The following is a 7,524-nucleotide window of genomic DNA, read 5'->3' as shown; positions in this document are numbered from 1 at the left end:
GCCTACCTGCTGCGGGTGGCCGAACCGCCCGCCCCGGCGCTGGTCGCGTTCGTCGCCGCGCACGGCCCGATCGAGGCCGCCGCGCGCGTCGCGACCGGCGATGTCCCCAGCCCGGTCGGGCAGGAGACCTCCGCGCACCGCCACCACGATCTCGTCGAGACCGATCTCGCCGCCGCGCACCGCGCCGGTGCCCGTCTCGTCGTTCCGGAAGACGACGAGTGGCCCACCCAGCAGTTGATGTGTCTTCAACCGGGCGCCGGGCCGCGGTACGCGCCGCCGCTGGCGCTGTGGGTGCGCGGCGCGGCCCGGTTGTCCGAGGTGGCGGACCGGGCGGTGTCGATCGTCGGGGCCAGAGCGGCTACCGGGTATGGCGAGCATGTTGGGGCCGAGTTCGGCTACGGCCTGGCCAGCCAGGGGTGGACCGTCGTGTCCGGCGCCGCCTTCGGCATCGACGGCGCGGCGCATCGTGGCGCGTTGGCTGCCGGCGGCGTCACGGTCGCGGTGCTCGGCTGCGGCGTGGAGGTCGGCTACCCGGCCGCGCACACCAGCCTGCTCGGCCGGATCGCCGAGACCGGGTTGGTGCTCAGCGAGTACTCCCCCGGTGCCCCGCCGGCCCGGCATCGCTTTCTCGCCCGGAACCGACTCATCGCCGCCCTCTCGGCGGGGACCGTGGTGGTCGAGACCGGCGTGCGCAGCGGCTCCCGCAACACCGCCACCGCGGCCGCCGCACTCGGTAAGGAGCTGATGGTCGTCCCCGGCCCGATCACCTCCGCCGTGTCGGCGGGCTGCCACGAACTGCTGCGCAGCGGCACCGCGCTGCCGGTCAGCTCCGTCGCCGAGATCCTCGACACGGTCAGCACCACCGCCGCCGACCCGGTCCCCGACGGGACGACCGCCTCGGCATGACCCGCGCACCACCCACCGGCCGGCGTGTTCGGCCGGTGGGTCATCCCCGGCCGCCCGCGACACCGATCAGCACCCATGGCCCGTGCGCTCCGGGGTCGCTCCTCCTCTGTCGCGGGCGCCGCCCGGACCGTTCACCTGGTTCCGGATCGCCGCGCGACCCGGCTGACCGGGCCGACGTCTGCTCGCTCACCAACCCTTCTGGAGGCGATCTGTATGGTCCTTGCGCCCTCAACCCCGTTCGACGCCCTGTCCGATCTTCTGGGCGACACCACGGCAACTGTGGCTCGCACGTTTGAGCAGATGGACTGGGCCGAAGACGAGATCCGGCTGGCCACCCGCCGTCACCGCGGCTACGCCAACGAGCTGTTCCACAGCTTCGCCCTGCTGACGCCCACCGCCGACCGGATGAGCACCGAGTTCGTCTACCGGTCGCACTGCCGCGAACTGCTGCAGCGGGTCGTGACCGACGCCGATACCCGACGTGGCACCGCCGCCGAGCTCGTCTGCACGTTGAGCCAGGCCAGCATGGTCGCGCCGTTCACCGCGCCGGCCGCCGGTCTGTACTTCCGGCTCTGGGGCATCGCGTTTCCGGACCAACCCAACTTCGGCGCCGAGCGGCTCGAGCATCAGGAAGCGCTGCACAGCTCCGCCATCGACGACCTGGAGGCCACCCTGCGGCGCAAACTGTCCGTCCCGGACCGGCGGCTGCGCGGCGTGCAATGCCAGGGACGCCACCACGGAACGACAGTCCGGTGCCGCTACCACACAACCCCTGCCCAGCAGGCTGCCTGAGCGGCTTGTGGCCACGCAACCCACCATCCCGCGCGGCAACCGTGTCGTCGTCTTGGCCGACGGTCGCAATCACGTCAACGACGTGTCCTGGTGTTGGCACACCGTAGGCAACGGTGGCCGGAACTCCAGTGACGCGCCCAGACACCGCGCCCCACCATGCACTCGTTGGGTTGCGCCGCACAGGACAGCGCGTGAAATCAATTGTCGAGTAGGGACGGTGGCCATGACCATGCCCAACGAAGCACAAGACACCGCGCTGGCCGATCTGTCGGCCCGCTACGGCGTGCTGTACAACCCGGCCGACTTCAGCCCGACGTTCGGTCTGCCGGCCGGGTGGGTGGCCGGCTGGATTGGCGGCGAGGCCCGCAAGCTCTATGTCGGGTGCTCTCCCGAGGGACAGATCAGTTCATGAGCACCACGATGAGGCGATTGATCGAGTTGATCAATGAGTACGGCGTCGCCAAGTTCGGCGATGCGTGGTGGCCGGGCAACGCTGGCCCCTGGATCGGGGACGACAAGGGCACCGAGTTGGCCGCGTTGATCGACAACGTGGACAAGGTCGCCACAGACGACACCCAACTCCCCACCGAGGCATAACACCAGGGCAAACACTCCCGGGCAACTGTCCTACGGCGAGAGCACGTACTACCGACAGGGCTCTCACCGCATCGCCTTTCACGAGGCGACCACCGACCGCATCACCTCCGCCAGCCCACCTGTTGGCCCTGATTGTCGAGGAGCGATGTCGATGTCCACGATGCCGGTGTTGGTGGCGACTCGTCGCACCCAGGGCACACGCAGCGACGACTTCTGCTACACCCAGGACGACGAGCTGGTCGACCTCGCCTCAACCTGCCACGACGACCCCGGCTCCGCGTGCGGGTGTGCTCGCGCGTTCACCGGTCTGATCACCCGTAAGGCCACCACCACCGCGCAGATCCTCACCCGCGCGCTGTCCATGCCGGACTACATCGACGCCTTCCGCACCAGCCTCATCACCGCCGGGCTCCCCGACGACCAACAGACCCTGCGCTGGGCACACGAAGCAGCCGAGCAGCTACACACCATCGCCTCCCAGTGGCCACCGGGCACCGTCGTGGAACGACGCGGCGACGACATCAACGTCCGCGTCGACACCACCCCTATGCGCACCTGACGACCATGACGGTCGGCCAAACCCGACGCGACTCTTAACCACCCGGTCGACACCTGCTGATGGCGTTCACCCGCCGATCGGTTGACCGCGGAGTTCTGCCGCCCACCACGGATCACGGCACCAGTCCACGCCCGCGAATCGAGTGGCTGGTGCGCGGAGGTGCACATGGTCAGCGTCACTCATACCCAACGCTGGGCTCAGCAGTCCCCGCGGTGGCGGCCAGCGTACGAGGGCGGATTCGACCCGAACCGCTACCAGGTCATGGAACTGGACGAGCCCGCCACGGCGGCATTCATTGCCGCACACCACTATGCGCCGGCACTGCCCAGTACCACCTACCGATACGGCATGCTCGACCACGCCGGCACCGGGCCGCGCCTGGTCGGGGTCGCCACGCTCGGGGTGCCGATGCACAAGTCGGTGCTGACCACCGTGTTCCCCACTCTGGTGCCCTACTACGAGGCGCTGGACTTCAACCGGCTGGTCCTGCTGGACCAGGTGCCCAGCAACGGCGAATCCTGGTTCTGCGGCCAGATGTTGCGCCACGCGGCCGCCCAGCACGGCGTGCGCGGTGTGGTGACCTTCGCCGATCCGGTGCCCCGCTGGCGCATCCGCAGCGGCCGACACGAGTTGATCAAGCCGGGTCATGTCGGCATCGTGTACCAGGCGTTGGGGTTCGACGCGCTGGGTCGGTCCACGCCCCGCTCGCTGATTCTGCTGCCCGATGCCACGGCGTTGACCGCCCGCTCGGTGGCCAAGGTCACCGGCGGGGAGCGCGGAGCGGGCGGGGTCATCGCCCGGTTGATGGCGTTCGGAGCGCCGCCGCCCGAACCTGGCTGCGACGTGCGGGTGTGGCTGGACATCGCGCTGCGCTGCGTCGGTGCGCGGCGCATCCGCCACCCCGGCAACCACCGCTATGCCGTGCGGATCGGGACACGCGCGCAGCGCACCCGAACGGTCATCGCGCTGCCGGCGCGCGCCTATCCCAAGCCACAGCCCGAATTGGCCGTGGCCTAGAACCCTTTGTTGTGCGGATGCCGCCCCGACCTGATGGCACGGCGGCGACGCCGGTCGAGGTGTCATGCCGGTCTACTGACTCCCGCACCCACAGAACGGCGAGTGATCACCATGTCCAGCACCATCGCCTATACCCCGGAGCAGCGCGCTCGGGCGTTCGAGCTGTGGGAGCGCATCCTCACCCACCGCGTGTTCCTGCGCGAGGAGCGTTACGGTTCCGCGCCCACCAGCCTCGCGGCGAAGCATGTGGCCGCCCTGATCGACAGCGACGGTGCCGCCACCGACGAATTCGGTCCGGTCACGGTCACCCTAGTGTCCTATTCGGACTACGGTGGCTCGGACCTTGATGCGGCCAACGTGCGGGCCTTAGGCGAGCTACCGGGTGTATCGGTCACAGCAGGCGGGGCGCACGGCGAGGACGCCGCGTGGCTGCAGCTCGGCGAGCTTCCGGTCCTCGGTGCGCAGACCGTCGACGACGGCCTGGATCGACTGCAGGCCATCGTGGATGCCTTGGGCCGGATCGCCGAGAACGGCCTGCTCGACGACGAGGTGCACACCGCCTATATCGACGAGTTGACCGACCAGGCGTGGGAGGCGTGGCTGGGCTGGGATGTGATCAGCGACCTGGAACCGGTGGCGCCGGAGGGCTTTGCGCTGAGCGAAACCGAACGCTGCCAGATCCGGGCCGCCTACTACGCCTTCGACGGCAACGAATGGGTGGCCGAGACCGCCACCTCGGTCACGAACTACCGACACGACCACGCCCTCGCGCACGCCGCGTCGACGGTACTCGGGTGGGACTACCCGAGCATGAAAGCCAGCCACGACGCCGAGCAGGAACGGGCAGCGGCCCAACGGACAGCGACAGAGCACCGGTGGCAGTGGGAGCACGAGACGTTTCGGGCGGTGTGGGCTGCGTTTCTGGCCGCCTACCCGGTGCCGGCACTGTCGAACGCGACCGGCCCGACGCGGGACTACCAGCACCGCACCGCCTTCGGCCAGCTGCACAGGGCCGCGTTGACGGCCACCGTCGCGAACCTGCTCACCGTGGTGCAGGCCGACGCCGAACAGGCTGCCTACCGCGACCGCGACCGACGAACCGCGGGACAGGGCCGGTCATGACACGCCCGCCACCACCAGCGGCGCCGTCCCCGATCTGTGACTACTGCGACCGGGCAGCGGGCTACTACGTGCGGGATTCCGCGACGGAGGACCGGATTTGCCGTGCCTGCGCCCGCGACCAGTACGGAGTGGGCTGGCGCGGCGAGGTGGGTCGCGTCGGTGCGATGTGGCGCTATCGCCAACACCTGATGGGCCGACCGGTGATCGCCGCCAAACCCACGAGCGTGGACGGCCACGCCCAGCCGTAGCCGACGCCCAGCTCCCGGCGATTCTGCGCACGGCCACCCCACAGTGGCGGGCCGAGGTTCGGGGTCACTGAAGCAGGGGTCCGTCCTGTCCCACCCACAATCAGCGCTCCCCGTCCGAACCCCGTCTGCCCGTAGTGGGCATGCTCGCGTCCATCCCGTCAGGAGGTGCCTGGTGCTGGCGCAGTTCGAACACGACGGCTCGGATCTCACCGATGCCCATAGGGCGGCTGACCGTGCCTTGGTGGGGTTGCGCCGCGCCGGGTTGATCCGGTCCTGGCAGACCGATGACGGCGGGTATGCCGTCCTGGTGGGTCGCGGCACGGTGCGCCTGCCCTTTCTCGACGTGGCCGGCGTCGTTCAGTTCGCGGCCGTGCTGCACCGGGACAAGGTCAGCGTCGTGCGCCCCGGCTATCCCATCGGCCATCGCACGATCCGTTATCGGTTGTCCGACGGCCGCTTCGCCGACCGGCACGACAGCCGCGCCGCTCGCTACCTCGACCAGTACCGCTACACCGTCTACCTGCCCGGTGGTGATCGGTCGGGCTGCGCCGCACGGCAGTTCGCCGCGTGGACCGTCGCCGAAGCGGTCGCGCTCGCCGGTCTCACCCGCATCCGCGGCCGCTGCCACCGCTGCCGCAGCGTCCGACCGCTGCACGTCGACCGATGGCGGCCCGACCCGACCATCCCGTGCCCGGGCTGCGGCGCCGACGAGACCACACCCGTCACCCTGCTCTGCCACCGCTGCGCAACCCCGATCCAGCCCGTCCCGCCGGAGGCTGAGCCGTTGCGCATCGCCTGGCGCCACCTCGCCTCTGGCGCCCCTGACTGCGACGACTCGCCAGCCACACGGCGCAGCTGAAACACACCCGCCCGGTGACCGGACCTATGGCAAGACCGAATCTCACGGCAGCGCCGAGTTCCCTGCGTAACAGCATCGACGGCCTGCCGAGCCCAACTCGGAGCAAGCACCGGGTGACCGCGGCTGTCCCTTCCTTCCGCACGAGCATGTGGAGGTTCACCTCATGGACGAGCAGGCGTGCAATCCGCTGGAGTTCGACGCGATTGTGGCCCGCCATCCCGAGCATGGATTCGTGATCGACGGATACGTCGCACCGCCGGTGGAGGAGCAGCTACGGCGGTTGGGATACCACCGCAACCAGGACAACGTCCTGGCGCTGCCGGCGGATCTGGACGAGCAGACCGCGCGAAGCCTTCAGGTGCGTGCTGCCCCACTCCTGGCCGTGACGGGTCACGCTGTGATGTGGAACCCGACGACAAAGCTGCTGCCCTGGCCCAGGGCGACACGCCGCACCCGGCAACCACCGACGCCGACTACGTCGCTGCCGCCAACGCCTACTACGCGAGTCCAAGCGCGGTGCTGCCGGCGAGGCCGAGGTTTTGCCCTGAGTGCGGCGAGGACAAGCCTGCTGAAACCGACGTCAACGCCGAGCATGGGTACGCCGACAACGGAGTGCTGCTGATCGGTTGCGAGGGCTACCACGTGCAGAACCCGAACACGTTTGGGATCACAGCACCCCACTGGCAGGACTGGCGCAACAGGGTCGCGCTCAAACGCCTGGACGCGGCTCAGACCCCGTGATCCGTTCGACGAGCTCGTCGCGGTACTTCCGCACCGCCTGAAACTCCGGTTCGTCGCCGGTCGCCCGCTTCAACGCGCCTTCCAGGATCTTCAGCCCCTGGCGTTCGTCGCCGCGCGCATCCGCCTGCCTCGCGGCGTTCTCCATGGCTTTGGCGAGCTTGGTCCGCGCCTCGGGTTCCTTGGCGGCCTTGTTGATCCGGATCCAGTTGCCGCCCGGATCGACGACGGTGAACCCGGTGTAGCGGTCGTTGCGCAGCCGCGGGCGGGTCATGCGCGGGATGCCGGAGATGAGCAGTTTTCCGTGCACGGACCGCATCCCCGCCGCGAAGGCCTCGAACAGCTCGCTGGTGTCCGCCACGATGACCAGGCACGTGCTGTACGACTGCGCCGGGTCGTAGTCGTCCATCCCGAAGAAGTGCAGATTGATGTCTTCCCGTCGCACCGCGATGTGCGGGTTGGGCCGCGTCTGCCGATAGGTGATCTCGAAGCCGAGCATCTCGTAGAACGACGCGATCTCGTCGATGTCGGGACAGGGCAGGATGGGAATGGTCAGTTCGTTCGCCACCGCCCGAAGCTAAGCCCGGACCTGCCGAAACGACACCGAGCTCTTCGCTCACGCGAACAGCACTACAAGCCCCGCCCAGCCGCCACGGCCGTTCTGGCGTCAGCTGGGCAGGCCGAGC

General features: G+C 69.3%; 10 protein-coding genes. 9 read left to right on the top strand and 1 reads right to left on the bottom strand.

What is annotated here, in order from left to right; all coding sequences use genetic code 11:
- From dprA to VFO68_RS31990, 9 genes are all read left to right on the top strand, one after another.
- Nucleotides 1-906 (top strand): DNA-processing protein DprA (dprA, locus tag VFO68_RS32030; protein WP_325162164.1); only part of this gene is annotated, 906 nt, incomplete at its 5' end.
- Nucleotides 907-1,206: 300 nt separating this feature from the next.
- The gene (locus VFO68_RS32025) at nt 1,207-1,698 is read left to right on the top strand and encodes a hypothetical protein (RefSeq protein WP_325162163.1); all 492 of its coding nucleotides are present in this window, start codon (nt 1,207-1,209) and stop codon (nt 1,696-1,698) included.
- A gap of 223 nt (nt 1,699-1,921) precedes the next feature.
- On the top strand, nt 1,922-2,110 hold the full coding sequence (locus VFO68_RS32020; RefSeq protein WP_325162162.1) for a hypothetical protein: 189 nt from the start codon (nt 1,922-1,924) through the stop codon (nt 2,108-2,110).
- An 8-nt stretch (nt 2,111-2,118) separates the two neighbouring features.
- Nucleotides 2,119-2,295 carry a hypothetical protein gene (locus VFO68_RS32015; protein WP_325162161.1) on the top strand — a complete coding sequence of 59 codons (177 nt, stop codon included), beginning with the start codon at nt 2,119-2,121 and terminating at the stop codon, nt 2,293-2,295.
- A gap of 151 nt (nt 2,296-2,446) precedes the next feature.
- Nucleotides 2,447-2,854 (top strand): DUF7715 family protein, encoded by a 408-nt coding sequence (locus VFO68_RS32010; protein WP_325162160.1) that lies wholly within the window; start codon nt 2,447-2,449, stop codon nt 2,852-2,854.
- A gap of 165 nt (nt 2,855-3,019) precedes the next feature.
- A complete protein-coding gene (locus VFO68_RS32005; RefSeq protein WP_325162159.1) occupies nt 3,020-3,871 on the top strand; it encodes a hypothetical protein in 852 nt (283 codons plus the stop codon).
- A 102-nt stretch (nt 3,872-3,973) separates the two neighbouring features.
- Nucleotides 3,974-4,993, top strand: a complete 1,020-nt coding sequence (locus VFO68_RS32000) for a hypothetical protein (RefSeq protein WP_325162158.1) — start codon at nt 3,974-3,976, stop codon at nt 4,991-4,993.
- A 420-nt stretch (nt 4,994-5,413) separates the two neighbouring features.
- Nucleotides 5,414-6,100 (top strand): hypothetical protein, encoded by a 687-nt coding sequence (locus VFO68_RS31995; protein WP_325162157.1) that lies wholly within the window; start codon nt 5,414-5,416, stop codon nt 6,098-6,100.
- Nucleotides 6,101-6,502: 402 nt separating this feature from the next.
- Nucleotides 6,503-6,841, top strand: a complete 339-nt coding sequence (locus VFO68_RS31990; RefSeq protein ID WP_325162156.1) for a hypothetical protein — start codon at nt 6,503-6,505, stop codon at nt 6,839-6,841.
- Here VFO68_RS31990 and VFO68_RS31985 read toward each other — a convergent pair.
- On the bottom strand, nt 6,810-7,406 hold the full coding sequence (locus VFO68_RS31985; protein WP_325162155.1) for a hypothetical protein: 597 nt from the start codon (nt 7,404-7,406) through the stop codon (nt 6,810-6,812). The genes VFO68_RS31990 and VFO68_RS31985 overlap by 32 nt on opposite strands.
- Nucleotides 7,407-7,524 lie beyond the last annotated feature (118 nt).

It is taken from the genome of Actinophytocola sp., assembly GCF_035712165.1.
GTDB lineage: Bacteria > Actinomycetota > Actinomycetes > Mycobacteriales > Pseudonocardiaceae > DASYTH01.
This window is presented reverse-complemented; position numbering and strand designations above follow the sequence as displayed.

What these genes read in the sequence shown, in the direction of transcription:
- VFO68_RS32025 (WP_325162163.1), top strand. Translation starts at nt 1,207, where the DNA reads ATGGACTGGGCCGAAGACGAGATCCGGCTGGCCACCCGCCGTCACCGC.
- VFO68_RS32020 (WP_325162162.1), top strand. Translation starts at nt 1,922, where the DNA reads ATGACCATGCCCAACGAAGCACAAGACACCGCGCTGGCCGATCTGTCG.
- VFO68_RS32015 (WP_325162161.1), top strand. Translation starts at nt 2,119, where the DNA reads ATGAGGCGATTGATCGAGTTGATCAATGAGTACGGCGTCGCCAAGTTC.
- VFO68_RS32010 (WP_325162160.1), top strand. Translation starts at nt 2,447, where the DNA reads ATGTCCACGATGCCGGTGTTGGTGGCGACTCGTCGCACCCAGGGCACA.
- VFO68_RS32005 (WP_325162159.1), top strand. Translation starts at nt 3,020, where the DNA reads ATGGTCAGCGTCACTCATACCCAACGCTGGGCTCAGCAGTCCCCGCGG.